General features: G+C 64.4%; 32 protein-coding genes and 1 tRNA gene. 12 read left to right on the top strand and 21 right to left on the bottom strand.

Annotated elements, in window-relative coordinates:
* The first annotated feature begins 402 nt into the window (after positions 1 to 402).
* Positions 403 to 1,467, top strand: a complete 1,065-nt coding sequence (gene rsgA / locus BW994_RS12725; protein ID WP_029314474.1) for a ribosome small subunit-dependent GTPase A — start codon at positions 403 to 405, stop codon at positions 1,465 to 1,467.
* A 271-nt stretch (positions 1,468 to 1,738) separates the two neighbouring features.
* On the opposite strand, the gene gltA is transcribed toward rsgA, so the two are convergent.
* Both gltA and BW994_RS12715 read right to left on the bottom strand, forming a co-directional pair.
* Positions 1,739 to 3,049 (bottom strand): citrate synthase, encoded by a 1,311-nt coding sequence (gltA, locus tag BW994_RS12720; RefSeq protein ID WP_029314079.1) that lies wholly within the window; start codon positions 3,047 to 3,049, stop codon positions 1,739 to 1,741.
* Between the two features lie 135 nt (positions 3,050 to 3,184).
* The gene (locus BW994_RS12715) at positions 3,185 to 3,712 is read right to left on the bottom strand and encodes a SixA phosphatase family protein (RefSeq protein WP_029314078.1); all 528 of its coding nucleotides are present in this window, start codon (positions 3,710 to 3,712) and stop codon (positions 3,185 to 3,187) included.
* Between the two features lie 96 nt (positions 3,713 to 3,808).
* Between BW994_RS12715 and BW994_RS12710 the strand changes: the two genes are divergently transcribed.
* Genes BW994_RS12710 through BW994_RS12695 form a run of 4 tightly spaced genes read left to right on the top strand, consistent with a single transcriptional unit; the run spans position 3,809 to position 7,506 of the window.
* A complete protein-coding gene (locus BW994_RS12710) occupies positions 3,809 to 4,528 on the top strand; it encodes an SDR family NAD(P)-dependent oxidoreductase (protein WP_029314076.1) in 720 nt (239 codons plus the stop codon).
* Positions 4,529 to 4,545: 17 nt separating this feature from the next.
* Positions 4,546 to 5,181 (top strand): DUF6134 family protein, encoded by a 636-nt coding sequence (locus tag BW994_RS12705; RefSeq protein ID WP_029314074.1) that lies wholly within the window; start codon positions 4,546 to 4,548, stop codon positions 5,179 to 5,181.
* Positions 5,182 to 5,188: 7 nt separating this feature from the next.
* Positions 5,189 to 6,742: a cryptochrome/photolyase family protein gene (locus BW994_RS12700; protein ID WP_029314073.1), complete on the top strand. Its 1,554-nt coding sequence runs from the start codon at positions 5,189 to 5,191 to the stop codon at positions 6,740 to 6,742.
* Positions 6,739 to 7,506 carry an SDR family NAD(P)-dependent oxidoreductase gene (locus BW994_RS12695; RefSeq protein ID WP_029314072.1) on the top strand — a complete coding sequence of 256 codons (768 nt, stop codon included), beginning with the start codon at positions 6,739 to 6,741 and terminating at the stop codon, positions 7,504 to 7,506. The genes BW994_RS12700 and BW994_RS12695 overlap by 4 nt, the downstream gene beginning before the upstream one ends.
* A gap of 1 nt (position 7,507) precedes the next feature.
* Here BW994_RS12695 and BW994_RS12690 read toward each other — a convergent pair whose 3' ends face one another.
* From BW994_RS12690 to BW994_RS12675, 4 genes are read right to left on the bottom strand one after another with little or no spacing between them, the layout of a single operon-like run.
* Positions 7,508 to 7,732 carry a hypothetical protein gene (locus BW994_RS12690; protein ID WP_035231627.1) on the bottom strand — a complete coding sequence of 75 codons (225 nt, stop codon included), beginning with the start codon at positions 7,730 to 7,732 and terminating at the stop codon, positions 7,508 to 7,510.
* Between the two features lie 2 nt (positions 7,733 to 7,734).
* Positions 7,735 to 8,199: a dUTP diphosphatase gene (gene dut / locus BW994_RS12685; RefSeq protein ID WP_029314069.1), complete on the bottom strand. Its 465-nt coding sequence runs from the start codon at positions 8,197 to 8,199 to the stop codon at positions 7,735 to 7,737.
* Positions 8,196 to 9,410: a bifunctional phosphopantothenoylcysteine decarboxylase/phosphopantothenate--cysteine ligase CoaBC gene (coaBC, locus tag BW994_RS12680; protein ID WP_029314068.1), complete on the bottom strand. Its 1,215-nt coding sequence runs from the start codon at positions 9,408 to 9,410 to the stop codon at positions 8,196 to 8,198. Before coaBC ends, dut begins: the two co-directional genes overlap by 4 nt.
* Positions 9,398 to 10,150 carry a class I SAM-dependent methyltransferase gene (locus BW994_RS12675; RefSeq protein WP_029314067.1) on the bottom strand — a complete coding sequence of 251 codons (753 nt, stop codon included), beginning with the start codon at positions 10,148 to 10,150 and terminating at the stop codon, positions 9,398 to 9,400. Before BW994_RS12675 ends, coaBC begins: the two co-directional genes overlap by 13 nt.
* Before the next feature lie 28 nt (positions 10,151 to 10,178).
* On the opposite strand from BW994_RS12675, the gene mutM reads away from it, so the two are divergent.
* The gene (mutM, locus tag BW994_RS12670) at positions 10,179 to 11,006 is read left to right on the top strand and encodes a bifunctional DNA-formamidopyrimidine glycosylase/DNA-(apurinic or apyrimidinic site) lyase (protein ID WP_029314066.1); all 828 of its coding nucleotides are present in this window, start codon (positions 10,179 to 10,181) and stop codon (positions 11,004 to 11,006) included.
* A gap of 270 nt (positions 11,007 to 11,276) precedes the next feature.
* Here mutM and BW994_RS12665 read toward each other — a convergent pair whose 3' ends face one another.
* The 12 genes from BW994_RS12665 to BW994_RS12610 form a co-directional block, all read right to left on the bottom strand.
* Positions 11,277 to 11,894 carry a phosphoribosylanthranilate isomerase gene (locus tag BW994_RS12665; protein WP_029313291.1) on the bottom strand — a complete coding sequence of 206 codons (618 nt, stop codon included), beginning with the start codon at positions 11,892 to 11,894 and terminating at the stop codon, positions 11,277 to 11,279.
* Entirely contained in the window at positions 11,894 to 12,583 is a 690-nt protein-coding gene (gene pyrF, locus BW994_RS12660; protein WP_029313292.1) for an orotidine-5'-phosphate decarboxylase, read from the bottom strand. Before pyrF ends, BW994_RS12665 begins: the two co-directional genes overlap by 1 nt.
* 29 nt (positions 12,584 to 12,612) lie before the next feature.
* Complete coding sequence (locus tag BW994_RS12655; RefSeq protein WP_051657567.1) at positions 12,613 to 12,897, bottom strand: lipopolysaccharide assembly protein LapA domain-containing protein; 285 nt, start codon at positions 12,895 to 12,897, stop codon at positions 12,613 to 12,615.
* Between the two features lie 29 nt (positions 12,898 to 12,926).
* Positions 12,927 to 13,265: an integration host factor subunit beta gene (locus BW994_RS12650; RefSeq protein ID WP_051657568.1), complete on the bottom strand. Its 339-nt coding sequence runs from the start codon at positions 13,263 to 13,265 to the stop codon at positions 12,927 to 12,929.
* A 107-nt stretch (positions 13,266 to 13,372) separates the two neighbouring features.
* The gene (locus tag BW994_RS12645) at positions 13,373 to 14,011 is read right to left on the bottom strand and encodes a MarC family protein (protein WP_029313295.1); all 639 of its coding nucleotides are present in this window, start codon (positions 14,009 to 14,011) and stop codon (positions 13,373 to 13,375) included.
* On the bottom strand, positions 14,005 to 14,580 hold the full coding sequence (gene mobA, locus BW994_RS12640) for a molybdenum cofactor guanylyltransferase MobA (RefSeq protein ID WP_029313296.1): 576 nt from the start codon (positions 14,578 to 14,580) through the stop codon (positions 14,005 to 14,007). The genes BW994_RS12645 and mobA overlap by 7 nt, the downstream gene beginning before the upstream one ends.
* Before the next feature lie 265 nt (positions 14,581 to 14,845).
* Positions 14,846 to 14,921, bottom strand: a tRNA-His gene (locus BW994_RS12635).
* Positions 14,922 to 14,979: 58 nt separating this feature from the next.
* Positions 14,980 to 16,023 carry an aspartate-semialdehyde dehydrogenase gene (locus tag BW994_RS12630; protein ID WP_029313297.1) on the bottom strand — a complete coding sequence of 348 codons (1,044 nt, stop codon included), beginning with the start codon at positions 16,021 to 16,023 and terminating at the stop codon, positions 14,980 to 14,982.
* A gap of 88 nt (positions 16,024 to 16,111) precedes the next feature.
* Positions 16,112 to 16,600 (bottom strand): metal-dependent hydrolase, encoded by a 489-nt coding sequence (locus BW994_RS12625; RefSeq protein ID WP_029313298.1) that lies wholly within the window; start codon positions 16,598 to 16,600, stop codon positions 16,112 to 16,114.
* 82 nt (positions 16,601 to 16,682) lie between these two features.
* On the bottom strand, positions 16,683 to 17,081 hold the full coding sequence (locus BW994_RS12620; protein WP_029313299.1) for a type II toxin-antitoxin system VapC family toxin: 399 nt from the start codon (positions 17,079 to 17,081) through the stop codon (positions 16,683 to 16,685).
* Complete coding sequence (locus BW994_RS12615; protein ID WP_029313300.1) at positions 17,078 to 17,329, bottom strand: AbrB/MazE/SpoVT family DNA-binding domain-containing protein; 252 nt, start codon at positions 17,327 to 17,329, stop codon at positions 17,078 to 17,080. The genes BW994_RS12620 and BW994_RS12615 overlap by 4 nt, the downstream gene beginning before the upstream one ends.
* A gap of 77 nt (positions 17,330 to 17,406) precedes the next feature.
* A complete protein-coding gene (locus BW994_RS12610) occupies positions 17,407 to 18,342 on the bottom strand; it encodes an isoaspartyl peptidase/L-asparaginase family protein (protein WP_029313301.1) in 936 nt (311 codons plus the stop codon).
* Between the two features lie 71 nt (positions 18,343 to 18,413).
* On the opposite strand from BW994_RS12610, the gene paaG reads away from it, so the two are divergent.
* Entirely contained in the window at positions 18,414 to 19,205 is a 792-nt protein-coding gene (gene paaG, locus BW994_RS12605) for a 2-(1,2-epoxy-1,2-dihydrophenyl)acetyl-CoA isomerase PaaG (RefSeq protein ID WP_029313302.1), read from the top strand.
* Here paaG and BW994_RS12600 read toward each other — a convergent pair.
* Positions 19,180 to 20,361 carry an MFS transporter gene (locus BW994_RS12600; RefSeq protein WP_029313303.1) on the bottom strand — a complete coding sequence of 394 codons (1,182 nt, stop codon included), beginning with the start codon at positions 20,359 to 20,361 and terminating at the stop codon, positions 19,180 to 19,182. The genes paaG and BW994_RS12600 overlap by 26 nt on opposite strands.
* Before the next feature lie 235 nt (positions 20,362 to 20,596).
* Positions 20,597 to 20,887, bottom strand: a complete 291-nt coding sequence (locus tag BW994_RS12595) for a BolA family protein (RefSeq protein ID WP_029313304.1) — start codon at positions 20,885 to 20,887, stop codon at positions 20,597 to 20,599.
* A 63-nt stretch (positions 20,888 to 20,950) separates the two neighbouring features.
* Between BW994_RS12595 and BW994_RS12590 the strand changes: the two genes are divergently transcribed.
* The 5 genes from BW994_RS12590 (at position 20,951) to BW994_RS12570 (ending at position 25,386) form a co-directional block, all read left to right on the top strand.
* Positions 20,951 to 21,532 (top strand): DnaJ domain-containing protein, encoded by a 582-nt coding sequence (locus tag BW994_RS12590; protein WP_029313305.1) that lies wholly within the window; start codon positions 20,951 to 20,953, stop codon positions 21,530 to 21,532.
* 290 nt (positions 21,533 to 21,822) lie between these two features.
* A complete protein-coding gene (gene cobS / locus BW994_RS12585) occupies positions 21,823 to 22,836 on the top strand; it encodes a cobaltochelatase subunit CobS (protein ID WP_029313306.1) in 1,014 nt (337 codons plus the stop codon).
* Positions 22,836 to 24,704 carry a cobaltochelatase subunit CobT gene (cobT, locus tag BW994_RS12580; protein ID WP_029313307.1) on the top strand — a complete coding sequence of 623 codons (1,869 nt, stop codon included), beginning with the start codon at positions 22,836 to 22,838 and terminating at the stop codon, positions 24,702 to 24,704. The genes cobS and cobT overlap by 1 nt, the downstream gene beginning before the upstream one ends.
* 45 nt (positions 24,705 to 24,749) lie before the next feature.
* Positions 24,750 to 25,001, top strand: a complete 252-nt coding sequence (locus BW994_RS12575) for an AbrB/MazE/SpoVT family DNA-binding domain-containing protein (RefSeq protein WP_245801571.1) — start codon at positions 24,750 to 24,752, stop codon at positions 24,999 to 25,001.
* Complete coding sequence (locus tag BW994_RS12570; RefSeq protein WP_029313309.1) at positions 24,991 to 25,386, top strand: PIN domain-containing protein; 396 nt, start codon at positions 24,991 to 24,993, stop codon at positions 25,384 to 25,386. The genes BW994_RS12575 and BW994_RS12570 overlap by 11 nt, the downstream gene beginning before the upstream one ends.
* A gap of 164 nt (positions 25,387 to 25,550) precedes the next feature.
* Here the strand turns inward: BW994_RS12570 and BW994_RS12565 are convergent, their stop codons facing one another.
* Positions 25,551 to 26,507 carry a peptidoglycan-binding protein gene (locus tag BW994_RS12565; protein ID WP_029313310.1) on the bottom strand — a complete coding sequence of 319 codons (957 nt, stop codon included), beginning with the start codon at positions 26,505 to 26,507 and terminating at the stop codon, positions 25,551 to 25,553.
* Between the last annotated feature and the right edge of the window lies 1 nt (position 26,508).

Genomic DNA, 26,508 nt, shown 5'->3' with positions numbered 1-26,508 from the left:
CAGACCGGATGGTTACGAAACAAGCTGAGCAGTCTCGTCTGGAACAGCTATCAGGACATGCGCAATGCAGCCAAAAACGCTTGGAACTTCCTCGTCAGCGATCCTGCAAAAATTACCTCAATCGGGACTAGAGATTGGGCACAGGTTACGCGTTAGGGCGGTTGGTATAAGGACGGGCTGCTGTGGTCGTGCAGAAAAGAAGTGCCGCCGACAGACCTTTATCCTCGACATCCGCCGCCAAACGGTCCATCTGAAACGAGTACCAACCCAGGCAACAGGAGGGCAGCATGACAGTCATTGTGAACCGCCCCGACGCTCTGCGCGTCGCCCGCCCCCGCGCCTGACGAGCACCGACCGGACCCTCAGGCCCGCCTGCCGCTATCCTCACGGAGCCTGATCGAAATGACCGATCTCGACCATCTCGGATGGAGCGAAACCCTCGCTCAATCCTTCGCTGACATCGCCGAACCCACCCACATCGCCGGCCGCATCATCGCGCATCACCGCGGCCATTATGAACTCGCCTACGCCGGCGGCACCATCCGCGCCCAATGTGCAGGGCGGATGCGCCATCGCGACACCGACCTCGGCCTGCCCGTGGTCGGCGATTTCGTCGTCGCCCGCCTCGAAGGCGGTGGCGCGACCATCGATGCCGTGTTGCCCCGCCGCACCAAATTCGCCCGCGCGGTCGGCGATCTGACCCGTCACGACGTCGCCAAAGGCGAACAGATCATCGCCGCCAATATCGATTACGTCTTCATCGTGACCGGCGCCGATGCCGATTTCTCGACCCGCCGCCTCGAACGCCTGCTCGGCGCCGCCTATGGCTCCGGCGCCGTCCCGATGATCGTGCTGACCAAAATCGACCTCGGACTCGCCCCACCGATGATCGACCAACTCGCCATCGAAGCCCCCGGCGTCGCCGTCCACCTGGTCTCCAACGCGACCGGCGAAGGCATCGCCGCCCTGCGCGCCCTGATCCGTCCCGGCGAAACCGCCCTGCTGGTCGGCTCCTCCGGCGTCGGCAAATCCAGCTTGGTCAACCGCCTGCTCGGCACCGACCGCCAGGCCACCTCCATCACCGATGAAAACGGCCGCGGCCGCCACACCACCACCAGCCGCGACCTGTTCGCCCTCGATGGCGGCGGTCTCATCCTCGATACCCCCGGCATCCGCGCGATCACCCAATGGCAGACCGAAGGGCTCGACGACGCCTTCGCCGACATCACGACAATCGCCACACACTGCCGGTTCTCCGATTGCCGGCACGAAGCCGAACCCGGCTGCGCCGTTCAGGCCGCCATCGCCGACGGCACGCTCGAAGCCCACCGCCTGACCGATTACGCCAAACTCGATCGCGAAATGGCCCACCTCGCACGCCGCGGCGATAAACGCGCCGAAGCCGCCCAACGACGGAAATGGGCCAAAACAACCCGCCAGCGGCGCACAGGCGACGTCGCGCCCTGATGGCGATGGGTGGGGTGATGCTGGGAGAAAGCAAGGCCAGGGGCTCTGCCCCTGGACCCCGTTAAAGGCGGAGCCTTTAAAATCCATTAGTTTTAGGCAAGGGGAGGGCTGTCCAGGCCAGATCGACGGAACCACCGAGGCAGCGCCCTCCCCTTGCCTAAAACTAGCGGGTTCTAAGGGCTCCGCCCTTAGTGGGGGTCGAGGGGGCAAAGCCCCCCGCCTTACTCGCTCCGAGCGGCACCCAACCGGTCGGCACCAGGGTGCCGCGCGGCTACGCTCGCGCGGCGATGGCGACGTAGTCGCGTTGTGGGGCGCCGGTATAAAGCTGGCGTGGGCGGCCGATGCGTTGCTGGGGATCTTCGATCATTTCCATCCATTGGCTGATCCAACCGGTGGTGCGGGCGAGGGCGAACAGCGGGGTGAACATGGTGGTTGGAAAGCCCATCGCTTTCAGGATGATACCTGAGTAGAAATCGACGTTCGGGTAGAGTTTGCGGCTGACGAAATAATCGTCATCGAGCGCGATTTTCTCGAGTTCCATGGCGAGGTCGAGCAGAGGATCGTTCTTGATGCCGAGTTCGCCGAGCACTTCGTAGCAGGTCTGCTGCATGATTTTCGCGCGCGGGTCGAAGTTTTTATACACCCGGTGGCCGAAACCCATCAGTTTGGTATGGCTGCTCTTGTCTTTCACTTCGGCGATGAATGCGGGGATGTTCTTTTTATCACCGATTTCACCGAGCATTTTTAGCACGGCTTCGTTGGCACCACCGTGAGCGGGGCCCCACAGCGCTGCAATGCCGGCGGCGATGCAGGCGAACGGGTTGGCGCCGGTCGATCCGGCGAGGCGCACGGTCGAGGTCGAGGCGTTTTGTTCATGATCGGCGTGCAGGATCAAGATCCGGTCCATCGCCCGTTCGAGGATGGGGTTTTTGCGGTACGATTCGGCCGGCACCGCGTTCATCATGTATAAAAAATTCTCCGCGTACGACAAATCGTTGCGCGGATACATGAACGGCTGACCGATCGAATATTTATACGCCCAGGCCGTGATGGTCGGAATTTTCGCGATCAGCCGGAACGCGCTGATCTCGCGCTCGCGCGCATCGTTGATGTTCACACTGTCGGGATAGAACGCCGACATTGCGCCGACCACGCCGCAGAGCACCGCCATCGGGTGCGCATCACGCCGGAAGCCTTCCCAGAACCGGCGGATCTGCTCATGCAGCATGGTGTGCATGGTCACGCCGTGGTTGAACTCCTCGAACTGCGCCGCGTTCGGCAGGTCGCCATACATCAGCAGGTAGGCGACTTCCAGAAACGTCGATTTTTCAGCGAGTTGCGCAATCGGATAGCCCCGATAGAGCAGCACGCCCTCATCGCCATCGATATAGGTGATCTTGCTTTCGCACGAAGCCGTCTCGCCATAGCCGGGATCGAAGGTGAAGATTCCGGCCTGGGCTTGCAGCTTGCGGATATCGGCGACCTGCGGCCCCAATGTGCCGGACAGCAGCGGCAGCACCGCCGTCGTGTTGCTGCCTTCGATGGTGATGGTGGCTTGGCTCGGTTTGGCGCTGGCGCTCATTGGCATGGTCCCTTGGGGCGATCGGGACGGTGCGTTGTGTCCCATCGCGCATTTGATCAAACGATACCGGCTAAAACTTAAGCGAGTGTAAATCGAACCCGCATCATCGCGCAACCTTCGCGCATGCAGCATAAATCATCGCGTGGTGGGCGGATCGATCACCCGCTGCAATCGCACGCCCGCCGCCCGCAGGTCGCGCCAGGGCGTCAGCACCAGGAAATCCGCCAGCCGCGCGGTCGGAAATCCCTCGTTCAACGCGATGTGCGCGGCCGAGGGCGCGGCCCTTGCGCCCGGCGCGCCCGCCGCAAGGTCCAGCGCCAGATCGTGCAAGCCGGGATTATGGCCGATGATCATCACGCTGCGCACCGTCTCGCGCAGCCCTTGCAGAATTTCGAGCAGGCGGGCCGGTGGCGCCATATAGAGCGCGTCGAGCGTTTCGATATTCGGCTGATCGTCCCAGAACGCGACGCAATCCAGCGTCTCGCGCGTGCGCCGTGCCGAGGACACCAGCACCACATCCGGTTCCAGCCCCAGGCTGCGCGCGAGGCCGCGCATCCGCAGCGCGGCATCGCGACCGGCAGGGCTCAGGGCCCGCATATGATCGGGTTCATCGTCGCGGCCACGTTCGGCCTTGGCGTGGCGCATCAGAATCAGCTGGTGCATGAAGCTCTTTCGCGAATTTTACCGTAGTCATGTTTATGAGCCTGTGTGACCTCGCGATAAAGAGCGGCCACCCCATTTATATCGGCGGAGGTATGCATGTCTGATCCAATCGTTATTCTCGGCGCCACCGGCGGCGTCGGTGCCGCGCTCGCGCGCACGCTGGCGGCGCGCGGCGCCGATCTGCATCTCATCGGGCGCGATGGCGCGGCGCTTGCGGCGCTCGCAACCGAGCTCGGTGCGCGCCACGCAATGGCCGATGTCACCGATGATGCTGGCCTCACCGCCGCGATCGCTGCGGCGGGTCCCCGCATCGCGGGTCTCGCCTATTGCGTCGGTTCGATCGTGATGAAGCCGCTGAAACGCGCGACCGTGGCCGATTTCGCCGATACCTACGCGCTCAACGTCATCGGTGCGGCCCGCGCGGTCGCGGCGGCCGAGGTGGGTCTGCGTGCCACCGGCGGCGCTGTCGTGCTGTTTTCCTCGGTCGCGGCGCGTGCCGGATTTCCCAACCACACCGTCATCGGCAGCGCCAAGGCGGCGGTCGAAGGCCTGGCGATCGCGCTGGCCGCCGAACTCGCACCGGTGCGGGTCAATTGCATCGCGCCCAGCCTGTCGCGCACCAAAATGGCCGCCGGGCTGACGGGCAACGAGGCGATGGCGAAAGCCATCGCGGCACAGCACCCGATTCCCCGCCTTGGCGAAGCCGAGGACAGCGCCGCCCTCGCCGCGTTCCTGCTGTCGGCCGATGCCGGCTGGATCACCGGCCAAATCATCGGCGTCGATGGCGGGCGCGGCATCCTGCGCACCAAACCCTGACGGAAAGGACGAATCGCATGCCACCATCGATCGATCGCCGCAGTTTCATCGCCATGGCTGCCGCCGTGGCGATTCCGTTGCCGCGGGGCAACCGGCTCTCGTTCGATGTGTTCCGCAACGGCAGCAAGGTGGGCGAGCAACACCTGCGCTTCATCGATGCCGGCGATATGCTCACGGTCGATAATCACGTCGAATTGAAGGTGGGATTGCTGGCGATCCCGCTGTTTCGCTACACCGCACATATCGTCGAGCATTGGCGCGATGAACAATTCGTCTCGGCCACCAGCGCCATCGATGACAACGGCACCCCGCATCAATTGTTCGTCGAACGCCAGACCAGCGGCGTCGTCATCCAGGGCAATCGCACGCCGCGTTACGTCGCCGCCGCCAACGCGCTGCCGCTCACCTACTGGAACAAGGCAATGCTGAACGGCCCGATGATCAACATGCAGACCGGCCATACCGATACCCCGACCATCGCGAAAATCGGCTGGTTCAAACTGCCCGCGCTGCCTGGCGGAACCGTTACGGCCCAGCAATATAAACTCACCGGCCCGATCCGGCTTTCGGTCTATTACGATCAGAAAAACATCTGGTCCGGCCTTGCGTTCGACCATAAGGGCCATATCACCTACAAGCCCGTCCTTGGCTGATCGCGCCATGCCCCCAAGCCGCACCGCCGCCTTGCGGGTCATCCTGGGCGATCAGTTGTCGCGCGGCGTCGCCAGCCTCGCGGACATCGATCCGCAGAGCGATGTCGTCTTGATGGCCGAGGTGCTGGGCGAATGCACCTATGTGCCGCACCACCCCCAGAAAATCGCCATGATCCTGGCCGCGATGCGCCATTTCGCCCAGGCCCTGACCGCCCGCGGCATCATGGTGCGCTACATTCCGCTCGATGATCCGGACAACACCGGCACCTTGTCAGACGAGGTTGCCCGCGCCGTCCACGCCCTGCACCCGACCCGCATCATCGCGACCGAACCCGGCGAGTACCGCGTGCGCGAGGCGATGCGCAACTGGTCCACCGAAACCGGAATTCCCTGCGAAATCCGCGAGGATACCAGATTCCTCGCAACCGCCGATGAATTCGCCCAATGGGCCGAAGATCGCAAGCAGCTGCGCATGGAGTTCTTCTACCGCGTGATGCGCCGCAAACATCGCATCCTGATGGAGGGCGAAGAACCGGTCGGCGGCCGCTGGAATTTCGACAGCGAAAACCGCAAATCCCTGCCTGAAACCATCGAAATCCCAACCCCGCTCCGCTTTGCCCCCAGCGCCGAAACCACCGCCGTGATCGATCTGGTCGCGGCGCGCTTCGCGGGCCATTACGGTACGCTGGACCGGTTCGATTACCCGGTCACCGCCCAGGATGCCGAGGCCGGGTTTGCCGATTTCCTGTCCCACCGCCTGCCCCAATTCGGCGACTGGCAGGACGCGATGGCCGCAGGCACACCCTACATGTTTCACGCCCTGGTTTCCGCACCGCTCAATCTCGGCCTGCTCGATCCGCTCGATCTGTGCCGCAGGGCCGAGGCCGAATATGCCGCCGGCCGCGCGCCGCTGAACGCGGTGGAGGGCTTCATCCGCCAGATCCTCGGCTGGCGGGAGTTCGTGCGCGGCGTCTACTGGCTGTATATGCCCGACTACGCAACGAAAAACGCGCTCGACGCCACGTTGGATCTGCCAGAATTCTACTGGACCGGCGACACCGCGATGCGCTGCATGGCCGATACCATCGGCCAGACCCTGCGCCACGCCTACGCCCATCACATCCAGCGCCTGATGATCACCGGCAATTTTGCCCTGCTCGCCGGCATCCACCCCGATGCGGTCGATCGATGGTATCTCGCGGTCTACGCCGATGCCTATGAATGGGTCGAAATGCCCAACACCCGCGGCATGGCGCTGCACGCCGATGGCGGCATCGTCGGCTCGAAACCCTATGCCGCATCGGGCGCCTATATCAACCGGATGAGCAACTACTGTGCGAAATGCAGCTACGATGTGAAGGACGCAACCGGCGCCCGCGCCTGCCCGTTCAACGCGCTGTATTGGGATTTCATCGCCCGCCACCAGGACCGCTTCGCCAACAACCCCCGCATGGCGATGCCGGTGCGCAGCTGGCGCGGCATGGCTGAGACGAAACGCATTGCCTTGCAGGCGCGCGCGGCGCATCTACGCAAGGCTCTTTCAGAAGGTGTGAAACTTTGAAAATCCCGAAACCCGCCGACGGCATCGTGTGGATCACCGGCGCATCCAGCGGCATCGGCCTCGCTTTGGCCGAAGCGCATCTCGCGCGCGGCTGGACCGTCGCGGTCACCGCCCGGCGCACAGAGCCGTTGCAGGCCCTGGCGGCACGGTTTCCCGGTCGGGTCATCGTGCAACCGGCCGATATCACCGATGCCGATGCAATCAACGCAGCCGTCGCCGCAATCGAGGCCGGGCAGAAAATCGCCCGCGCCATCCTGAATGCCGGCACCTACGAGCGCGATACCGCCGAAACCTTCAGCGCCGCGCGCTTCCGCCGCCAGGTCGACCTCAATCTGACCGGCACCGCCATCTGCCTCGAGGCGATCATGCCGCGCATGATCGCGCGCAACGCCGGCCAGATCGGCCTGGTCGCCTCGCTCGCCGGTCTCGCCGGTCTGCCAGGCTCCGGCTCCTATTCCGCGACCAAGGCCGGGCTGATCGCGCTGGCCGAATCCCTCAAATTCGATCTGGACAAGCGCGGCGTCGCCATATCCGCCATCTGCCCCGGCTTCGTGAAGTCGCCGCTGACCGCGAAAAACACCTTCCCGATGCCGTTCCTGATGGAGGCGGATGCCGCCGCGAACACCATCATCAAAGGGCTCGACGCCAACACATTCTTGATCGCATTTCCCGAAGGATTGGCCCGGCCGCTGCGGATTCTGCGAAGCCTGCCCTACGGCGTGTTCTTCCCCCTGATTGCGCGCGGCACCAAGGGGCAGGATTAGATCACAGCGTAAACCGATCCTCGGCGGCCTCTTCGCTCTCACCGAACCGCCGTTCGGCGGTGTCGAGTGCGGCGCGGATCGCGGTGAAAATCCGGGTGATCTGCTCGGGTGAAAAACTGTAATTGTTGCGGTTCGACAAATTACCGATTTTGCGAATCGCATCCAACGCCTCGTTGGTGCGGTTTTCGGCGAGTCGCTTGAATGCGTCGGATTTATCCCGTGCCATGATCAACCTCCTGTCAAAATATTCGTGCCGGTACTGCCAAAACCTTGTGCATCGCGCTCGGTCCGATCCAGATCGTCGGTTTCGCGCCAGGCAATCCGGCTCACCGGCGCCAGCACCGCCTGGGCAATCCGCATACCGCGCGTCACGGTGAAGGCGGCATTCCCCGCATTGAAAATAATGATCTGGATCTCGCCCCGATAATCCGCATCGATCGTGCCCGGGCTGTTCGCGATCATGATACCCTGCTTGAGCGCCAGCCCCGAACGCGGGCGGATCTGCAATTCAAAATCAGGCGGCAAGGCGATCGCCAGCCCGGTCGGCACCAGCGCGCGGGCGAGGGGGGCAATCACCATCGGCTCTGCATTCGCCGCCAACAGATCGATCCCGGCCGCGCCGGACGTGGCGTAGTCAGGCAACGGCAGATTGGCGCCATGGGGCAGGCGCTTGACCGAAACAACAACACTCATGAAAAAACCTCGATCATCCGGGAGACGAGCCGATCCGCGATTGCGGTCTTGGAAGCCCGCGCCCAGTGTTCTGCCCCATTTTTGTCGACCAGCACAACCTCGTTGGCCTCGCCGCCCATCACGTCCGAACCCGCCCCGACATCATTGGCGATGATCCAGTCACACCCTTTGCGCGCAAGCTTCGCCGTCGCATTGTCGAGCAGATGCTCCGTCTCGGCCGCAAAGCCGATGACCAACGTCGGCCGCCCCTCGGTGCGGTGCGCAATGTCACTCAGAATATCCGGATTCTCGACTAACGAAAACTGCGGCAGGATACCGGATTTCTTGATTTTATGTTCCGATGTCACAACATGCCAATCCGCCACCGCCGCACAGAACACGGCAATATCGGCCGGCAGTGCTGCCTCCACCGCCGCGTGCATCGCGCGCGCCGATTCGACATGCACGCATGACACGCCAGATGGATCGGCCACTGAAACCGGCCCGGTCACCAGCGTCACGCGCGCCCCCGCGGCCGCCAGCGCTTGCGCAATCGCATGGCCCTGCCTGCCGGAACTGCGATTGGCAATATACCGCACCGGATCGATCGCCTCATGCGTCGGCCCGCTGGTCACAATCGCATGCCGCCCCGCCAGTGCGCCCGATCCGGCAAGGCGTGCTGCAATCGCCGCGAAAATCGCCTCGGGTTCAGCCAGCCGCCCCGGCCCGAATTCACCGCAGGCCATCGCCCCATCATCCGGCCCGATCACCGCGATGCCGCGCGCCGTCAATGTCGCGATGTTAGCGGTGGTCGCCGCGTGCTGCCACATCCGCACGTTCATCGCCGGTGCTACGAGCACCGGCTTGTCCGTCGCGAGCAGCACCGTCGTTGCCAGATCATCGGCAATCCCGGCCGCCATCCGCGCCAGAATATCCGCCGAAGCCGGCACCACCACCAGTAAATCCGCACTGCGCGAGAGTTGAATATGCCCCATCTCGCTCTCATCGGTCAGCGAGAACAGATCAGTAAACACCCGATCCTCACAAAGCGCCTGCAACGACAGCGCCGTGACGAATTCCGCCCCACCCCGCGTCAGCACCACGCGCACGCCGATTGCGGCCTTGCGCAGCAAGCGGATCAGTTCGAGCGATTTATAGGCAGCGATCCCGCCACTGACGATCAGCAGAACCCGCTTGCCCGCCCCTGCGCCGCCTGCACTCAAATCCGCCATCCCGCATGGATCGCGGCAATCCCGCCCGTCAGATTCCGGTAGGTCACCCGCGCAAATCCCGCCGCCCGCATCATCCCCGCCAGCGTCTCCTGATCGGGAAACATCCTGATGCTCTCGGCCAGATATTGATAAGACTCCCGGTCCCCGGCAACCCGCGCGCCGATCGCCGGCAGCGCCGCGAACGACCACCGCTCATACAACGGCGCTGCGACCGCCACCTGCAACTTCGAAAATTCGAGGCAGAAAAACCGCCCGCCCGGCTTGAGCACCCGCAGCGCCTCGCTCAGCACCCGATCCTTGTTGGTGCAGTTGCGCAAGCCAAACGCCATCGAAACCCGGTCCACCGTGCCATCCGCCACCGGCAGCGCCTCGGCATCGGTCACCGCAAATGAAATCCCGCCGATCAGGCCGCGCTGCTCCGCGCGCTCGCGCCCCACACCGAGCATCTGCTCATTGATGTCGGTCAACAAAACCGGCCCGCCCCCGCGCCGCCGCCACTGAAACGAAATGTCGCCCGTGCCGCCCGCCAGGTCGAGCAACATGCGGTTCGGCCGCGGGTCCATCAGCGTGACGAAATCACGCTTCCAAAGCCGATGCACCCCCAGCGACATCAAATCATTCATCACGTCGTATCGCCGCGCGACACTGTTGAACACATCACGCACGCGCTGGCTTTTCGCACTGCGCTCGACGGTGGAAAACCCGAAATCGACGGTATCGCTGCTGCTGGTATCGGCCATGGCATCAGGCTATAGCGACAAATTCATCATGCCGGAACTCCCCGAAGTCGAAACCGTCATGCGCGGCCTCGCAGCCAGTCTGCAAGGCCGGCGCATCGCCGCCGCCCGCCTCGCGCGCGGCGATCTGCGCTGGGCCGTGCCGGATGGCTTCGTGCAGGCCATCGTCGGCGCGCGAGTCGATGCGTTTCGCCGGCGCGGCAAATACATGTTCATGCAACTCGATCGCGAGGTCTCGGTGCTCATCCACCTCGGCATGTCCGGCCGCATGACGATCGACCGCGACCCGCTACCCCACCAGCACCTCACCCTCACCACCGATCAGGGCGGCGTCATCGGCTTCGTCGATCCACGCCGGTTCGGCGCGCTCGATCTGGTCGCCACCGCCGCGGAAGACAGCCACCGCCTGATCCTCGGCCTCGGCCCCGAACCCCTGCTGCCCACCTTCACCGCCCGCGTCCTCGGCGCCGCCCTCGCCGGCAAGGCAACGCCGATCAAATCCGCCCTGCTCGACCAATCCATCATCGCCGGGCTCGGCAATATCTATGTCAGCGAAGCCCTGTTCCGCGCCAAAATCAGCCCGTTCCGCCTGGCCGGTACACTCACACCCGCCCAGATCCGCAACCTCGTCAAAGCCATCCGCACCACCCTGACCGAAGCCATCGCCGCCGGCGGCTCATCCTTGCGCGACTACGTCCAGCCCTCAGGCGAACTCGGCTACTTCCAACACGCCTGGAAAGTCTACGGCCGCACCGGCCAACCCTGCGAACGCTGCCCAGGCCCACCCCACTGCACAGGCATCGAACGCGCCACCCAAGCCAACCGCTCCACCTTCTGGTGCAGGCGCACGCAGGCCTGACGCGTGATACCGGCGGGGTTTGGGGTGTGGCCCTTGGAGGAAGCAAGGCGGGGGGCTTTGCCCCCTCGACCCCCACTAAGGGCGGAGCCCTTAGAACCCGCTAGTTTTAGGCAAGGGGAGGGCGCTGCCTCGGATTTTCCGTCGATCTGGCCTGGGTCGCCCTCCCCTTGCCTAAAACTAATGGATTTTAAAGGCTCTGCCTTTAACGGGGTCCAGGGGCAGAGCCCCTGGCCTTCCTTGCTCCCAGCGCCAAGCCCAATCCCGCCGGTATCACGTGCCGCGCGCTGCGCGCACGAAGTGCTGCATCAGGTCGGACGATTTCAGGCCTGGTGTGGTTTCGACGCCTGATGATACATCGACGGCTGTTGTGCCGCTGCGGGCGATGGCCTCGGCCACGTTGTCGGGCGTCAAGCCGCCGGCGAGCAGCCAGGGGGAGGGGGCTTGCCAGTCTTGCGTGACCGACCAGTCCAAGACCACGGCGTTGCCGCCGGGGCGGTCGGCGCCGGCGGGGGGCTTGGATTCGATGATGAACCCGTCCAGTCCCTCGTCATCGGTCGGCAGGTCTGCTGCGGTGGCCACGCCCACGGCGCGCCACACTGGCAGGCCGAACGCGGCCCGCAGGGTGCGGCAGGTTGCCGCGTCGGTGTATAGTTGCAGGATATCCAGCGAGGTTGCTGCGAGCACGGTGGCGATCATTGCGGCATCGGGCGCGACGAACAGCCCCACCCGTGGCACGGTGCCATCGGCGCCCAGTGCGGCAGCCTGGGGGCCGGTGATGTAGCGTGGCGAGCGCGGGTAGAAGTTCAACCCGACCCAATCCGCCCCGGCCTCGACCGCCGCGCGATACGCGGCCGCCGTGTTGATGCCGCAAATTTTTGTGCGTGCCATCAGACGATCGAGGCGGCGATGGCCGCCGCTGCCGCCGCCGGATCGGCAGCCTGGGTGATCGGCCGGCCGACCACGATGTAGCTGGCGCCTGCCGCCACGGCCTCCTGTGGTGTCGCCACCCGGGCCTGATCGCCGTGCCCGGCACCCGCGGGCCGAATGCCCGGCACGACCAGAACCGGCGCCGCGCCGAACGCATCGCGCAGGACCGAAATTTCCGCGGCGCTGCATACCAGCCCATCCGCGCCTGCGTTCAACGCCAGGCGCCCCAGGCGCAACACCTGTTGGCGCGGCCCGCCGGCAACGCCGGTCTGTGATAATTCGCCGGCGGAAAGACTGGTGAGTACCGTTACCGCCAGCAGCAAGGGCCGCGCATCCCCCGCATTTTCGGCGGCCTCGCGTGCCGCGGCGATCATTGCCGCCCCACCCGCGGCGTGGATCGTCAGCATCGCCGGCCGGCACGGCAGCAACGCCCGTACCGCGCCCGCGACCGTGTTGGGAATATCGTGCAGCTTCACATCCAGAAACACCGGATAGCCACCGCTCGCGGCAAACACCGCCGGGCCGAGGGCGCTGAACGCCTCGAGCCCCAGCTTGATCAACCCGCAATGCGGCCCGACCGCCTCGACCAGCTCGTGCGCCCGTGCGGCATCACCGGTATCGATCGCGGTGATCAGTCGATTATGAGGCAAGTTCCTGGCTGGCTCGAGCACAACCGGCGTCAACGCGCCGGCGGCAACGAAAGTGGCGCTGTCGTGGTGGTCATCACCGGTGCCACCGGTTGGGCGGCCTGCATCGCCGCGACCTGCTTTTCCGCCCGCCGTGCCCGGCGATGCGCGCGAAGCCGATGCGGCACCAACAGCAACATGCCGATCAGCACGCCCAGCGCAAACGCCACCAGCACGATGGCGCCGATCGGCGCCGCCCCCAGCGTACCGAACGGCCAGAAGTCGATAAGCGCGGCGCTGCGGTTCGACAGCAGAAACACCACGAGCACCAGCAGCACCAGAAAAGCAATAAAATACCGAACGAATTTCAGCGTTTGATCCCTTTCCGCTTCGGCGCTTCGCTTGCCGCAACCTCGGCTACGGCCATGCCAGCATTGATCATTTCGCGCAATTCCCGCCCCGCGCGGAAAAACGGCACGGTCTTTTCCGTCACATCCACCGTCTCGCCGGTGCGTGGGTTGCGCCCGGCCCGCGCCTGACGCCGCTTGACCGAAAACGCTCCGAATCCACGCAACTCCACCCGGTCGCCACGCGCTAAACTCGCCGTCATTTCATCAAACAAGGCGGAAACAATGCGTTCCACATCCGCGAGCGTCAGATGTGGATGATCCGCCGCCAGCGCGGTGATCAGTTCGGACCTCGTCATAATCCCGCCTCCCGTTTTCGCGAGCGTGCCAGAGAGACGCTACCGGGTCAACCGGATTTCGGGTAGATTATTGAAAACAAGCAGATTTTTCGGCTTCGAATAATCGCTCAGCCCAGATGCAGCGCGGTCTGCAACCCCTCCAGAATGAACTGCGCCGCCAGCGCCGCCACCAGAATGCCCAGCACGCGCCCGACCACGCTTGCCCCGGTCGTTCCCATCAGCCGCGCCAGGGCACGGGCCGACAGCATTGCCACCAGGGTTGCCACAATCAACGCCGCCAGACCCAGGCTGATCGCGAAAATCGCCCCCGGCGCGCCGTTCGCCTTGGCATGCAGCAGGACCATCGTCGTCATCGCGCCCGGCCCGGCAATCAACGGAATCGCCAGCGGAAACACGCTGATGTCCTCGGTCGTGTTGCTCGCCGCCGCCTTTTCCTCATCGGTCGCGCGCAACTCGCCCTTCGCCGTCACCATGTCCTTCGCCGATAAAAACAGCAGCGCCCCGCCGGCAATCTGCAACGCCGGAATCCCGATCCCGAGCAGACGCAACAGCTTCTCACCCGCCAGGCCGAAAATCAGCAGCACCACGAAACTGATCACCGAGGCGCGCTTCGCAATGCTGCGCCGCTTCGCCGCATCGTCATGGACCGTCAGCCCGGCAAACAGAATTGCCGTGCCGACCGGATCGATAATGACGAACAACGCCACCACCGCATATAAAAACTCGCCGGTGAATTGACTCAGCATCGCAACCCCTCGGCCAACGCCAAATCCTCCGGCGTGTTGATATTCATGAACGGATCACGCCGATCCGCAAACTCAACCACCCGCATCCCCAACCCACGCGCGAAATCCGACACCCGATACGGCCCATCCGAACATAAAAACCCCTCCAGCGCCCCCGCCGCCGCCACCGGCCACCTGGCAACCAAATGATGCACCCGCCCGCCATACGCCGCCACCGCTGGCCCATCGCCAAGCCGGGCCACCAGATCGAGCGGCACAAACGGCGTATCGACCGGCACACTCACCACGAAATCACCCCCAAGCGCCGCCGCCCAGCGCAACCCCGCCAACAACCCCGCCAATGGCCCCTTGCCGCGATGCGCGCCATCCCCCAACACCGGCAACCCAAACAAATCGAACCGCGACACATCGCCCGCCGCACTGATCACCAGCCCCTCCGCCTGGCCCGCCAGGCGCTCAACCACATGCGCCACCAACGGCCGCCCCCACAAACCCACGAACGCCTTGTCCACCCCCCCCAACCGCCGCCCGGCCCCGCCGGCCAGGATCAATCCGTACACCGCCGTCATATCGGGTCGGCCGGAGTGTTCGGGGGGACAGAAGGCCAGGGGGCTTTGCTCCCTGGCCCCCCACTAAGGGCGGAGCCCTTAGAACCCGTTAGGTTTAGTCGGGGAAGGGCGATCCACGCATATGCCGCGGAAAGGCACGGGCATCGCCCGTCCCCGGCTAAAACGAGTGGAGTCCAAAGGCTCCGCCTTTGGCGGGGTCCAGGGGCAGAGCCCCTGGCCTTGTCCCGCCGAGGGCTGAGGCCCAACCGATATGATGGGGGAAAAATGGGGCGAACGATGGGTTTCGAACCCACGACATCCAAGACCACAACCTGGCGCTCTACCAACTGAGCTACGTCCGCCGCCGGGGTGCGGTTTAGGCCGACAACGGCGTGGTCGTCAATTCCATGTCGGGGGCGATCATGCGGCTTTCTGTCCCATCAGGTCGCGGGCGATCATGGTTTCGGCAATTTGCACCGCGTTGAGCGCCGCACCTTTGCGCAGATTATCCGCGACGCACCAGAACGCGAGCCCGTGCGGCACGGTCGAATCGACGCGCAGACGCGACACGTAGACGGCATCTTCCCCCTGCGATTCGAACGGGGTGATGTAGCCGCCGTCATCGCGCTCATCGAACACGATGATGCCGGGCGCGCTGCGCAGGGCGGCGCGGGCCTTCTCCAGCGGCGCCGGGTTAGCAAATTCGACATGCACGGCCTCGGCGTGGCCGATGAACACCGGCACCCGCACGCAGGTGGCGATCACCGCGATGTCGGGGTCGAGAATCTTGCGGGTTTCGACCGCCATTTTCCACTCTTCCTTGGTCGCGCCGTCGGCCATGAACCGGTCGATGTGCGGGATCACGTTGAAGGCGATCGGCTTGGTGAAAATCTCGGGCTTGCCGTAATCGTTGACATAGGTGGCCTTGGTCGAACGTTCGAGTTCGTCCATGCCTTCCTTGCCGGCGCCGGACACCGATTGATAGGTCGAAACCACGACCCTCCGCACGGTGAATTTATCGTGCAGCGGCTTGAGCGCCACCACCATCTGGATGGTCGAGCAGTTCGGATTGGCGATGATGCGGCGCCAATCCTTGCGGGCGGCGAATTTATCCAGCGCCTGCGGGTTCACTTCCGGCACCACCAGCGGCACGTCCGGGTCCATCCGGAACTGGCTGGTATTATCGATCACGATGCACCCGGCATCGCCCGCGCGCGGCGCGTGGATCGCGGAAATCTCCGCACCCGGCGAAAAAAACCCGAAATCCGTGCCATGAAAATCATAGGTTTCCAGATTGCGCACGGTCAGCACCTGGTCTTCGCCGAAACTCACCTGCTGCCCGGCCGAGCGGGGCGAGGCGAGGGCGACCACGTCGGTAATCGGAAATTGGCGCTCCGCCAGCGTCTTGAGCATCTCGCGCCCGACCGCACCGGTAGCACCGACAACCGCAACCTTGTAACCCATCACAATATTCCTCAAACAAAACCGTAGTTTCAGGTAGCTTTCCCGTGGGATCGGCGCAAGCATATTGCGTGCATGGGCGTGCCGCGTGTCATGAACCGATCCGCAGGATATGATCGGAAACCACCCACCACGCGAGCCCGCAGACCAGCCCGAACACGATCAGCGCCTCCGCCGGCGACCCGGTGCGGCAGAGTGGAAAACCCCAGCTTCGCCGCAGCGGCCATGCGAGGCGTAACCCGCGCGGGGTCAGCATATCCGCTGCCAGATGGGACAAATAGCCGATGGCGAGTGCAGTGACCGCATCGCGGCGTTGCCCCGCCCAGAGCAAGGCAGCGACCAGCCCGCCCACCGCGATTGCCGAATGGGTGATGCCGCGATGCCCGAGGCTTCGCGCGATCACCGTCGAAACCGGGCGCGTCCGCCGCCCGACCCAGGACTGCGGGTGGTCGATATCCGGCAGCAGCGAACCCGCAATCGCGAGGCCGAGGTCGATCGGATCGAGCGGCGCGCGATCCAGCAGGGGTGCGGCAACGACCCACGCTGCGATCCCGACCACCACGTGCGACTTGGCCATCATGCGAGTCTTATCAAAATGCTCATGCATTCATCATCCAGCGACCTGTTGCTGGGTTCTGGCGTTTGACGATCGGTGTGGTTGATCATTCCAGAAGCCGAGCCGACGAACCGTGCCCCGCCAACAACGAAACCGCCTTCTTATCGAACGAAACGAAATTTTCGCCACCAAGCCAGCGTCCCTGGTAGGCGATCAGGCCATCGGCGAAGTCACCACCCGCATCCAGCACAGCCAGCCCCGCCTCGACAGCCGGCCGATCGACCACCACATTGCCGGCGGCAAGCAACGCAGTGATTGCCGCCGAAATCTCGCTCTGCCCGAACCCGTAAACCCGACGCAGCACCCACACGAACTCGCACAGGCAGGACCCGGCAACCGCGATGATTTCTGCTGATTTCAAGAGATCCACGGCCAATTTCGCCTGTCTCTTGTCGTCCTGCACCACCGCCCGCACCAGGACATTGGTATCGACCGTAATTTTCACGGATCGCCCGCCCAGCCTGCTGCCATGGCCTCGTTCATCTCCTCGATCGTGGCGATTTTTGTGGTTTTACCCGCCAGCAAACCGACGAACCCATCGAGCGATCCTGCCGGACGCGCGGCCCGCAGCGCCACCGTCCCGTTCGGCAGCTTGTCCACCTCGATCATGTCGCCCGGCCGGATGCCGAGGTGTTGCAGCACATCCTTGCGGAACGTAACTTGTCCCCGAGCGGTAACGGTCAGCGCGGTCATGATGTTTCTCCAAAACCGAACGCAATAATAATGCAATTTTACATTATCTACAAGGAGAATCGCTTCCCATCATGCGATCAGCCGTACCGAAACGCCTCCCGATGAATCGCCGTGCACAACCGCCCCTCGGCATCGACATACCCGCGATACATGCCCGATGAATTGAACGGCAGCACCGGTTCTCCAGCCCGCCCCAGCGCAATCAACCCGCCATCCCCACCGTGCCCCGCCAGTTCAGCCACCACATCGCCCGCCGCCTGCCCGATCGCCTCACCCTTATAGCGTATCCGCGCCGCAATCTCCGCCGCCGCCGTGTACCGAATGAACACCTCGCCGGTGCCAGTGCAACTCACCGCGCACACATCATCGGCATAGGTCCCAGCCCCGATCACCGGCGTATCACCCACCCGACCAGACCGCTTGCCGGTCATCCCGCCGGTCGATGTCGCCGCCGCCAAATGCCCACCAGCATCCCGCGCCACCGCACCCACTGTGCCATGCCGATCCGCGTCGGACCGCGTATCCGGCGCCCCCGCCGCCCGCCGCGCCATCTCGCGCTCCAGCGCCGCCCGCCGGTTCGGCGTCTCGAAATACGCGTCCGGCATGAACACCAACCCGGCATCGCGCGCCACGCCATGCGCCCCCGCGCCGATCATCAGCAGATGCGGCGTCGTCTCCATCACCGCGCGCGCCCCCAGCACCGGGTTGCGCGGTCCGCAAATCCCCGCCACCGCCCCGGCCCGACGATCCGCCCCGTTCATGATCCCGGCATCCATCTCGATCGTGCCGGCATCGGTCAGCACCGCGCCATGCCCGGCATTGAACAGCGGATCATCCTCCAGCGCACACACCGCCGCACTCACCGCATCGAGCGCCGCACCGCCGCCGCGCAGCACCGACCACCCCGCCCGCAACGCCGCCCGCAACCCCTCATGCCGCGCCTCGGTCATCGCCGCGGTCAAATCCGCCGCCCGCATCGTGCCCGCACCGCCATGAATCGCGATCGAAATCATCAAAACCCCTCATTGCCGCAAACGTCATGCTGCGCCACAATGACCACAGAAACGCAATGGGGGATACGACGATGGCTGACGAACTACTGGTGCATACCGAGGGCGCGGTGCGAACCCTCACCCTCAACCGCCCGGAAAAACTCAACGCCCTCAACCCCGCCGTCCACGAAGCCCTCGCCGCAGCCTTCACCGCGATCGAATCCGACGACACCATCCGCGCCGTCCTGCTCACCGGCGCCGGCCGCGGCTTCTGCTCCGGCGCCGACCTCATGCAGAACCTCGGCGGCACGCAGCGCGACCTCGGCGCCGCGATCGATCAACACTACAACCCGCTGGTCCGCCGCATGCGCGCCCTGCCGAAACCGATCATCGCAGCGGTCAACGGCGTCGCCGCCGGCGCCGGCGCCAACCTCGCCCTCGCCGCCGATATCGTGATCGCCTGCGAATCCGCTAATTTCACCGAGGCCTTCATCCGCATCGGTCTGATCCCTGATGCCGGCGGCACCTTCTTCCTGCCGCATTTGGTGGGCGATGCCCGCGCCCGCGGCCTCGCCATGCTGGGTGAAACCATCACCGCGACCGAAGCCGCCGCGATCGGCCTGATCTGGCGCTGCCTGCCCGACGCCGGCTTCGCCCAAGCCGCCCTCGCCCTCGCCACCAGCCTCGCCGCCAAACCCACCCAGGCGATCGCCGCAATGAAACAAGCCTTCAACGCCGCCGCCACCAACAGCCTCGATGCCCAACTCGACCTCGAACGCGACCTGCAACGCACCATGGGCCGCACGCCAGACTTCGCCGAAGGCGTGCGCGCCTTCGCCGAAAAACGCCCCGCCCGGTTTACCGGTGCAGCAACGCCACCATAACGAACGCGACCACCCCGAGCCCGGCGAAAATCGGCCGCACGCCAACGCCGAGATGCAGCAGAACGGTCAACACCAAACTCGCCCCCACCATCGCCGCGGCCGACAATATATTGGTGCCCGCCACCGCCCGCGCCCGCGCCCCCGGGTCGGACCACGCCTGAACCGCCGCGAAACTCGCCACCGCGATCTGGCCGCCGCCGGCCGCGATGATGAACAGCGCAGTCAGCACAAAACCGAAATGCCCGGGGGTCGCGATCCCGGCAACCAGAAACGCCCCGAATGCGAGCGAAATCGTGCCGCTCCGCGCCGTCGCCAATGAAATCCGTCCCCGCATATTCCGCGCTGCACCAAAACTACCCACCCCAACCCCCAGCGAAAACATCGTCAGCGCCAATGTCACGGCATTGGGGCCGCGATGAAGCACATCCTTGACCATCACCGGCAACAACGTCAGCACCACAATCCCGACAAACCAGAACCACGTATTCACCAACGCCGCCCGCCATAACCGTGCCGATTGCCGCAACGATCGCAACAAATCGCGCGACGCCGCCACCGGATTCCCCCGCAACACCAAATCCGGCCGCGCCGCCCCCGGCCGGGGAATCAACCGCGCCGCACCAAACGCCAGCACCGAAAACCCCATCACCAACACCGCCAACACCAACGGATCCCGCGCCCCCAGCAACCCGCCGAGCGCCGTCCCCAACAAAATCGCCAGAAACGTCGCGAAATCCACCAGCGCATTCGCAAACGGCAACCGCGCCGTCTCCAGCAAATCCGGTAACAACCCATACTTCACCGGCCCGAACAACGCCGCCAACACCCCGAACGCCAGCAACGCCACAAACAACACCGGCACCGACTGCGCCAGAAACCCCACCACCGCCAACCCCGCCGCCACAATCTCGACCGCCTTGATCCGCGTCGCCAACACCGCCTTGTCGAACCGGTCCGCCATCTCCCCGGCAATCCCCGAAACCAACAAAAACGGCACAATAAACACCGCCCCCGCCAACGCCACCAAAGCCGACTGCCCATGCGCCCGATACAAAATCAACACCGCCAGCGCCGTCTTCAAAAAATTATCGTTGAACGCCGCAAACGCCTGACACCAAAACAGGGCGGCGAACCGACGGTCGAGCATGAGGGTCATGGATGTCGGCACTCAGGTAGGAAGGCCAGGGCTCCGCCCCTGGACCCCGCTGGGGCCTTAGGCCCCAGACCCCGACAGTTTAAGAATGGAGGGGGCATTCTTGGGGGTTCAATGGTACCGGACTTGATGCCCCCTCCATTCTTAAACTGATGAGGTCCAGGAACTAAGTTCCTGGCGGGGGTCCAGGGGGCAGAGCCCCCTGGCCTTCCTACCTGAGCGCCCACGCCCATCACCCTCACTCGCCCGGCGCCTTCAAATCAAGCGCCAGCGCATGCAGGCCGGATTTGAACTCCGCATCCAGCGCCTCATGCACTGCACGCGACCGCGCCACCCGATTCATCCCCGCAAACTTCGCTGAAATCATCGCCAGCCGATAATGCGTCTCGCCAACCGCCGGCGCATGACCGGGTTCGCTCATTCGATGCGCATGGTTCGCATGTTTCGCGCTGTCGTCTTTCAATTCGAGCACCTCGGGCGCAAACGCCGATGTCAGAACGGCGCGGATTCGATCGGTACGGTTTGTCATAGGTGGATTGTGCGCTGGCTTTCAACGGTTGCCAAGTTGCGCACAAAGGGCAAATTAGCATCCATGCCCGCGCCTCCCTTCTCCCGCTCCACCCGCCGCGTCCGCGCCTTCGCGCCCGATCCCGATGCGCCGGGCCGCGAATGCGATATCCCCGATTGCCACAACGCCGGCGACTACCGCGCCCCCAAATCGCGCGAATCGCTGCGTGAATACCACTGGTTCTGCCTCGAACACGTCCGCGCCTACAACGCCGGCTGGGACTATTACAAAGGCATGAGCCCCGGCGAAATCGAATCGAACCTCCGTAACGATACCGGCTGGCAACGCCCCACCTGGCCGCTCGGCCGCAACGGCGGCATCAGCGAAGCCCTCGAAGCCGAACTCGCCGCCTTCGCCGGCATCGGCCGCGCCCGCACCACGCCCGACGCCGAACGCGCCCCACCCGAAATCCGCGAAGCCCTCGCCATCCTCGGCCTCGACTGGCCAACCTCGCGCGAAGCCGCACACACACGCTACAAAACCCTCGCCAAACAACACCACCCCGACGCCAACGGCGGCGATAAAGCCGCCGAAGAACGCCTCAAAACCATCAACCTCGCCTACGCCGCCATCCGCACCCATCTGCCAGTGGGGGCGAGTGCGTGAGGACAGCAAGAAGATCAGGGGGCTTTGCCCCCCGACCCCCCCACTAAGGGCTCAGCCCTTAGAACCCGCTAGTTTTAGGGGTAGGGAGGGCGTCCAGACCACACTGTTTGAAAGCCCGGCAGCCGCCCTCCCTACCCCTAAAACTAATGGATTTTAAAGGCTCCGCCTTTAACGGGGGTCCAGGGGGCAGAGCCCCCTGGCCTTCTTACCGTCCCCAAGCACCCACCCACCCTTGCAGACTGCGCCGTGGCGAGTAGTTTACCGAACCAGGATAAAAGGAAGCCCGATCGATGACCAATCTTGCCGCTTTGCCTGAAGCCCGTGGCGTGCCGACCTCGGCGATCAATCTGCCGGACCGTCGCGTCTCCTCGCGCGAGGTATTCGGCATTGAGTGCGGGTTCGAATTGCCGGCGTTTTCCGAGCGCACCGAGCATGTCCCCGAGATCGACGACACCTATAAGTTCGATCGCGAGACCACCATCGCGATTCTCGCGGGTTTCGCGCTCAACCGTCGCGTCATGATCCAGGGCTATCACGGCACCGGCAAATCCACCCATATCGAGCAGGTGGCCGCGCGGTTGAACTGGCCCTGCATCCGCGTCAATCTCGACAGTCACATCAGCCGCATCGACCTGATCGGCAAGGACGCGATCGTGTTGAAGGAAGGCAAGCAGATCACCGAGTTCCGCGAGGGCTTGCTGCCGTGGGCGTTGCAGCATCCGTGCGCCCTGGTGTTCGATGAATACGATGCCGGCCGGCCGGACGTGATGTTCGTGATCCAGCGCGTGCTCGAGGTCGAGGGCAAGCTCACCTTGCTCGACCAGAACCGCGTGATCCGCCCGCATCCGGCCTTCCGCCTGTTCGCCACCGCCAACACGGTCGGCCTCGGCGACACGACGGGTCTGTATCACGGCACCCAGCAGATCAACCAGGGCCAGATGGACCGCTGGAACATCGTCGCCACGCTGAACTATCTCCCGCACGCGCAGGAGGTGTCGATCGTGATGGCCAAGCTCGGCATCGAGGCATCCAACACCGCCGAGAAAAAGAAAATCGAAAGCATGGTGGCTTTGGCCGATCTGACCCGCGCCGGTTTCATCAACGGCGACATCTCCACCGTGATGTCCCCGCGCACCGTGATCACCTGGGCGGAAAACGCGAAAATCTTCAACGACATCGCCTTCGCCTTCCGCCTCACCTTCCTCAACAAATGCGATGAGGCGGAACGCAGCACGGTCGCCGAATACTACCAGCGCTGCTTCAATGCCGAGGTCGAAACCGGCGTGCATCCGCGCAAGATCTGATGGCCGGCGAGCAATCCCGCAGCGAGGATTTCAAACGCGCCACCGCCGGCGCGGTGCGCGCCATCGCCGGCAGCGATGAGGTCCAGGTCGCCTACCAGCCTGGCGCTGCCGGTCTCGCCGGCAAGCGCGCCCGCCTGCCATCGCCCACGCGTGCGCTGCCCGCCGCTGAAATAACGCGGTTGCGCGGCATCGCCGATTCGATGGCGTTGCGATTGCGTCATCACGACGATGCGGTCCACGCCAACCGCGCGCCGGTCGCCCGCGAGGCGCGTGACGCCTACGATGCGTTGGAGCAGGCGCGGGTCGAAATCGTCGGTGCCGCCTTCATGGATGGGGTGGCCGCCAATCTGCACCGCAAATTGCAGGAAGATTCCGAAGCGGACGGTCTCGACCGCATGAGCCGGCGCGAGCAACTGCCCACCGCCCAGGCGCTCGCCCTGCTGGTCCGCGAACGGATGGACCCCGCCTCGGTCCCCGAAGTCGCCCGCAACATCCTCAACCTCTGGCGCGGCACCCTGCCCGCGGATGCCGAATCCGCCCTCGATGAACTCGCCGCCGAGCGCGCCGACCAGGACGGTTTCGCCCGCGCCGCCCGCCGCCTGCTCGCTGCAATGGACCTTGCCGAAGCTGAAACCTCCTCGGAAGAGGGCGATGACAGCGAAGACGCCGGCGACCAGGGCGAACAATCGCTCCAGCAGGACAATTCCGGTGAGGGCGAGACCGAATCGCAGCAGGACCAGGACCAGCTGATGTCCGAAGCGCCGGACTCGATGGAGGCAGAATCCAGCGAAGCCGAAGCCGATGAGGAATCGGAAGAAGACAACGCCGCCGCCGCCGATGAAGCCCCCGCCGGCCCGCAGCAGCGCCGCAAACCGGTCCCCGAAGACCCAACCACCGCCTACCGCGCCTTCACCCGCGCGTTCGACGAGGAAATCGCCGCCGACGAATTATGCGATACCGAGGAACTGGCAAGGCTGCGCCAGCAACTCGACCAGCAACTCCAGCATCTGCACGGCGTCGTCTCCAAACTCGCCAACCGCCTGCAGCGCCGCTTGCTGGCGCAACAACAACGCGCGTGGGAGTTCGACCTCGAGGACGGCTTGCTCGATGTCGGCCGCCTCGCCCGCGTCGTGGTCGACCCGTTGCTGCCCCTGTCGTTCAAACGCGAACGCGACACCGAGTTCCGCGACACCGTCGTCACCCTGCTGATCGACAATTCCGGCTCGATGCGCGGCAGACCCATTTCCGTTGCCGCCATGTGCGGCGACATCCTGGCCCGCACGCTTGAACGCTGCGCCGTGAAGGTGGAAATCCTCGGCTTCACCACCCGCGCCTGGAAGGGTGGCCAAAGCCGCGAAAAATGGGTCGGCGAAGGCAAGCCCCGCAACCCCGGCCGCCTCAACGACCTCCGCCACATCATCTACAAAGCCGCCGATCAGCCCTGGCGCCGCGCCCGGCGCAACCTCGGCCTGATGCTGCGCGAAGGCCTGCTCAAGGAAAACATCGACGGCGAAGCCCTCGCCTGGGCCTACCGCCGCCTGCTCGCCCGCCCCGAACACCGCCGCATCCTGATGGTCATCTCGGATGGCGCCCCGGTCGACGACAGCACCCTCTCGGTCAACCAGGGCAACTACCTCGAACGCCACCTGCGCGACGTCATCCGCGAAATCGAAAGCCGCGACCTCGTCGAACTCACCGCCATCGGCATCGGCCACGACGTCACCCGCTACTACCGCCGCGCCGTAACCCTGGTCGACGCCGAAGAACTCGGCGGCACCATGATGAAGAAACTCGCTGAATTGTTCGATGAAGACGTCGCCGAAAGCTGGGCCCGCGCCGCCGCGTTACGGGCACCGCTGGTTGCATAATCGACCCCCGCTTGCCCGCCGCCCTTCCTTGATATACATTCAATCATGTATATCAAGGAAGGTCTCATGCAGGTCGCAAAATGGGGCAACAGCCTCGCCGTTCGTCTGCCGTCCGCCATCGTCGAACTTCTTCAGTTGCGGGAAGGGGACGATATCGAGATCGAAGTCGCAGACCCGCGCACCTTCGCCATCGCCCGCAAGCCAAGCCGCGCTGAGCTGTTGGTAAGGCTTCGGGATTTTCGCGGGCGCCTGCCGCCCGATTTCAAATTCGACCGCGACGAGGCCAATGCCCGTTAGTTTCATCGACACCAACGTGCTGATCTACCTGGCATCAAGCGACACGATAAAAGCGGATCGAGCAGAACAGACCGTCGCCGCCGGCGGCATCATCAGCGTGCAGGTCCTGAACGAATTGGCTAACGTGGCCCGCCGCAAATTGCGTCTCCCGTGGCAACAGACGCGGGAGTTCCTTTCAACGATCAGGAGTGTGCTGGAGGTGCGGCCGGTGACGGCGGGTGTCCATCAAGCCGGCCTCGCGGTCGCGGAGCGCTACGGTCTTTCGATCTACGATGCGATGATCGTGGCGGCAGCGCTCGATGCGGGCTGCACGACGCTGTGGTCGGAGGACATGCAGGACGGGCTGCTGATCGAGGGTCAACTCCGCGTGGCCAACCCATTCTGACCGGCTTTTGCCGGGTATCCACGCCCCACAACCAAATTTAAAAAAGTTTTTTGTTTCTTTTTTTCAAAAAAGAAATGCTTCCTTCGCGCCGCTGATCCAGACTCGCCGAGCAGGACGTACGCGGCAAGCCTCCTGCGGCCATCACCAAGATGTGGCCGCGCTGATCAATCCGCCGAGGTCAACCGAAACTCGATCCGCCGGTTCTTCGCCAAATCGGCCGGCGCATCCCCGGTCGAAATCGGATGCGCCGCCCCATACCCCGTGGCAATCACCCGATTCTTCGCCACCCCATCCGCAATCAGCAAATGCAACACGGAAAGCGCGCGCGCGGCCGACAGATCAAAATTATCCTTATACTTGCCGCCCTTCACCGCCTCTTTGTCGGCATAGCCACCCACGCTCAGCACCCAGTTCAGATGCGGCGGAATCTTCGGCGCAATCTTCTCGATCGCCGCAGCCACATCGGCAATCTCCTGCGTCCCCGCATCCGACAATTGCGCGGAATCCGAGGGAAACAGCACATCGCTTTCGAACACGAAACGATCCCCGACGATCTTGATATTCTTCTCCCCCGCCAGCGCCTTGCGCAGATCACCGAAGAATTCGCTGCGATACTGCTGCAAACGCGCCACCTTGCGGGCCAACGCCTCGTTCAACTGCTTGCCGAGGTCGGCAATCTGCACGTGATCCGCCGCATCCTGCGCCGCCGCCGCATCCAGCGCCGCCGCCAGGCTCGCCAGTTGCAGCCGCAACGCCGCAATCTGCTGATCGAGCAGCGCCACCGTCGAAACCTCCCGCGCGTTCAGCTTCACCTGCCCGGAAAGTGCTGCCGCACTCGCCGCCTGCTTTGCCTTCATCAGCGAGGCCATGCTCGCCAACTCATCCTGCAACGAAGCCGTCTTCGATTTCTCCAGCGCCAGCACGTTCGACAATTGCGCGATCTCGCCGCGCAGCGTCGCAATCGTCTTGTTGCTGCCGCTCAACGCCACCGACAGAAACGCCTCCGCCAGCACGAACACCAGCAGCACGAAAATCGTCACCATCAACAATGTCGACAACGCATCGACATAGCCCGGCCAGATATCCAGCCCGTTGCCCCGGCTCCGGTGCAGCCGCGCCATC

The sequence above is a fragment of the Acidiphilium rubrum genome (genome assembly GCF_900156265.1).
GTDB lineage: Bacteria > Pseudomonadota > Alphaproteobacteria > Acetobacterales > Acetobacteraceae > Acidiphilium > Acidiphilium rubrum.
The sequence above is the reverse complement of the archived record's forward strand: the minus strand, read 5'-3'. Positions and strand labels throughout refer to the sequence as shown.

Coding starts and splice junctions, on each gene's coding strand:
- dut (WP_029314069.1), bottom strand. CDS start 8,199: ATGAGTGTTGTTGTTTCGGTCAAGCGCCTGCCCCATGGCGCCAATCTG.
- BW994_RS12595 (WP_029313304.1), bottom strand. CDS start 20,887: ATGACAAACCGTACCGATCGAATCCGCGCCGTTCTGACATCGGCGTTT.
- BW994_RS12665 (WP_029313291.1), bottom strand. CDS start 11,894: ATGGCACGCACAAAAATTTGCGGCATCAACACGGCGGCCGCGTATCGC.
- cobS (WP_029313306.1), top strand. CDS start 21,823: ATGACCAATCTTGCCGCTTTGCCTGAAGCCCGTGGCGTGCCGACCTCG.
- BW994_RS12650 (WP_051657568.1), bottom strand. CDS start 13,265: ATGACGAGGTCCGAACTGATCACCGCGCTGGCGGCGGATCATCCACAT.
- BW994_RS12590 (WP_029313305.1), top strand. CDS start 20,951: ATGCCCGCGCCTCCCTTCTCCCGCTCCACCCGCCGCGTCCGCGCCTTC.
- BW994_RS12570 (WP_029313309.1), top strand. CDS start 24,991: ATGCCCGTTAGTTTCATCGACACCAACGTGCTGATCTACCTGGCATCA.
- BW994_RS12615 (WP_029313300.1), bottom strand. CDS start 17,329: ATGACCGCGCTGACCGTTACCGCTCGGGGACAAGTTACGTTCCGCAAG.
- mutM (WP_029314066.1), top strand. CDS start 10,179: ATGCCGGAACTCCCCGAAGTCGAAACCGTCATGCGCGGCCTCGCAGCC.
- BW994_RS12575 (WP_245801571.1), top strand. CDS start 24,750: ATGTATATCAAGGAAGGTCTCATGCAGGTCGCAAAATGGGGCAACAGC.
- BW994_RS12625 (WP_029313298.1), bottom strand. CDS start 16,600: ATGATGGCCAAGTCGCACGTGGTGGTCGGGATCGCAGCGTGGGTCGTT.
- paaG (WP_029313302.1), top strand. CDS start 18,414: ATGGCTGACGAACTACTGGTGCATACCGAGGGCGCGGTGCGAACCCTC.
- BW994_RS12645 (WP_029313295.1), bottom strand. CDS start 14,011: ATGCTGAGTCAATTCACCGGCGAGTTTTTATATGCGGTGGTGGCGTTG.
- BW994_RS12700 (WP_029314073.1), top strand. CDS start 5,189: ATGCCCCCAAGCCGCACCGCCGCCTTGCGGGTCATCCTGGGCGATCAG.
- coaBC (WP_029314068.1), bottom strand. CDS start 9,410: ATGGCGGATTTGAGTGCAGGCGGCGCAGGGGCGGGCAAGCGGGTTCTG.
- mobA (WP_029313296.1), bottom strand. CDS start 14,580: ATGACGGCGGTGTACGGATTGATCCTGGCCGGCGGGGCCGGGCGGCGG.
- cobT (WP_029313307.1), top strand. CDS start 22,836: ATGGCCGGCGAGCAATCCCGCAGCGAGGATTTCAAACGCGCCACCGCC.
- BW994_RS12565 (WP_029313310.1), bottom strand. CDS start 26,507: ATGGCGCGGCTGCACCGGAGCCGGGGCAACGGGCTGGATATCTGGCCG.
- rsgA (WP_029314474.1), top strand. CDS start 403: ATGACCGATCTCGACCATCTCGGATGGAGCGAAACCCTCGCTCAATCC.
- BW994_RS12675 (WP_029314067.1), bottom strand. CDS start 10,150: ATGGCCGATACCAGCAGCAGCGATACCGTCGATTTCGGGTTTTCCACC.
- BW994_RS12690 (WP_035231627.1), bottom strand. CDS start 7,732: ATGGCACGGGATAAATCCGACGCATTCAAGCGACTCGCCGAAAACCGC.
- BW994_RS12610 (WP_029313301.1), bottom strand. CDS start 18,342: ATGATTTCGATCGCGATTCATGGCGGTGCGGGCACGATGCGGGCGGCG.
- gltA (WP_029314079.1), bottom strand. CDS start 3,049: ATGAGCGCCAGCGCCAAACCGAGCCAAGCCACCATCACCATCGAAGGC.
- BW994_RS12715 (WP_029314078.1), bottom strand. CDS start 3,712: ATGCACCAGCTGATTCTGATGCGCCACGCCAAGGCCGAACGTGGCCGC.
- BW994_RS12600 (WP_029313303.1), bottom strand. CDS start 20,361: ATGACCCTCATGCTCGACCGTCGGTTCGCCGCCCTGTTTTGGTGTCAG.
- BW994_RS12710 (WP_029314076.1), top strand. CDS start 3,809: ATGTCTGATCCAATCGTTATTCTCGGCGCCACCGGCGGCGTCGGTGCC.
- BW994_RS12705 (WP_029314074.1), top strand. CDS start 4,546: ATGCCACCATCGATCGATCGCCGCAGTTTCATCGCCATGGCTGCCGCC.
- BW994_RS12630 (WP_029313297.1), bottom strand. CDS start 16,023: ATGGGTTACAAGGTTGCGGTTGTCGGTGCTACCGGTGCGGTCGGGCGC.